At 71.6% G+C, this 1,924-nt stretch carries 1 protein-coding gene and 1 pseudogene; both read left to right on the top strand.

The features are described 5' to 3' along the window. Positions 1–107 precede the first annotated feature (107 nt). Complete coding sequence (gene metX / locus ACM2XV_RS14880; RefSeq protein ID WP_344774476.1) at positions 108–1,313, top strand: homoserine O-acetyltransferase MetX; 1,206 nt, start codon at positions 108–110, stop codon at positions 1,311–1,313. Positions 1,314–1,343: 30 nt separating this feature from the next. Further along, positions 1,344–1,924: pseudogene (locus ACM2XV_RS14875) on the top strand (hypothetical protein); the annotation flags it as partial.

Genomic DNA, 1,924 nt, shown 5'->3' with positions numbered 1-1,924 from the left:
ACGGCCCGGCGGGCACGCCCGCCCGCGGTCGTCACAAACGCGCAGTATGACGCCGCTCGGCCCCGCGTTTGTGACGACCGGGTTCAGCGCTTTGGCAGAATCGGCTCATGGAGTGGCAGACCGCTGAAGACACGGTGCCGTCGAGTTTCATCACCGACGCGCAGATCCGTTCGCTCCTCGGCAAGCCGCCCGCCACGGGCGCCTGGCGCGAGAGCGACCCCATCGGGAACCGCCGCTTCATGGGAATCGGCCCCTTCGCCTTCGAGAGCGGGCAGTCGCTGCCGTTCGTGCGCATCGCGTATGAGACGTGGGGCGAGTTGAACGCGGATGCCTCGAATGCAGTGCTCGTCGAGCACGCGCTCACCGGCGACAGCCACGCGGTGGGCGAGGCCGGCAGCGGCCACCCCACCTCGGGGTGGTGGCAGGGCATCATCGGCCCGGGCAAGGCGATCGACACCGACCGGTGGTTCGTGGTCGTGCCGAACATGCTCGGCGGCTGCCAGGGCACCACGGGCCCGGCATCCGCCGCCCCCGACGGCGAGTCGTGGGGCGCCCGCTTCCCGTTCACGACGATCCGCGACCAGGTCGCCGCCCAGGCGGTCTTCGCCGACAGGCTCGGCATCGCGAAATGGGCGGCGGTCATCGGCGGCTCGATGGGCGGCATGAACGCCCTCGAGTGGGCGGCGAGCTACCCCGAGCGCGTCGAGCGGCTGGCCGTGATCGCCGCTCCCCCGCTGACGACGGCCGACCAGGTCGCGCTCAACTCGGTGCAGCTCGAGGCGATCCGCAGCGACCCGCTGTTCCGCGGCGGCGACTACTACGACGCGGGCGACGGCGAGGGCCCGCACCGCGGGCTCGCGCTCGCCCGCCGCATGGCGCTGCTCAACTACCGCAGCCCCGACGAGCTGAACGCCCGCTTCGCGCGCAGCTGGCAGAGCGACATCAGCCCCCTCGGCGCCGGCGGCCGCTTCGCCGTCGAGTCGTACCTCGACTTCCACGGCAACCGCTTCACGCGGCGCTTCGACGCGAACAGCTACATCACCGTCGTCGGCGCGATGAACTCGCACGACGTGGGCCGGGGCCGCGGCGGGGTGGCGGCGGCCCTCGAGCGCATCACCGCCCGAACGGTCGTCGTCGGCATCGACAGCGACCGGCTGTTCCCGGTCGAGGGCCAGCGGGTGCTCGCGGCCGGCATCCCCGGCGACATCGACGGCGGCCGCGCGGTCGTCATCCGCTCGGAGTACGGTCATGACGGGTTCCTCATCGAAGACGAGCTCATCGGCGAGCAGCTGGCCCGGCTGCTGGCGGAGTAGGAACGCGTGAACGCTCGGGTCGCACCCCCTATGAATCGCATCTCCAAAGAGCGCGACCGCCTGCTCGCCGCCGCCGCCCGCGTCTACGGCGCGCTGATGACGATCACGGCGATCGTCTGCTTCGTCCTGCCGTATGCGCTGCAGCCCACCGGGCTCGAGATCACGGCCGTCGGCCTGCTGCTCGTCGCGCTCATCGGGTTCCTGTATCTGCGCGTCACGAGCGGCATCTGGTGGATCATCGGCACCGACGCCTTCGCCATCGCCGCGCTCTTCGTCGTCGGCAGCGCCGATTCGGGCACGTCGAACTCTGCGGTCGCCTACGGCCTCGGCGTGATCGCGGGCGGCTCGGTCGCGGGGGTCGGCATCATGCTCGGCACGACCGGCCCGCGCATCGTGCTCTACGGCGTGAGCCTCATCACCTCGCTGACGGCGCTCGTCGTCTTCGCCGGCCAGACGGCGTACAGGTACCACGCGATCGCGATCGGCATCGCCGGCTGGGTGTTCTGCACCGTGCTGGCGCTCTGGCTCGGCCGCATCGTGCCGCAGGCGGTGCGGCGCATCGCCAACATGAGCGACGCCTACCGCGCCGAGCGCGCGGCCAGCGAGACCGA

The sequence above is a fragment of the Gryllotalpicola sp. CP2-P1 genome (genome assembly GCF_057512245.1).
Note: the sequence above shows the minus strand (reverse complement) of the source record. Positions and strands in the feature narration are given on the sequence as shown.

What these genes read in the sequence shown, in the direction of transcription:
- metX (WP_344774476.1), top strand. Translation starts at nt 108, where the DNA reads ATGGAGTGGCAGACCGCTGAAGACACGGTGCCGTCGAGTTTCATCACC.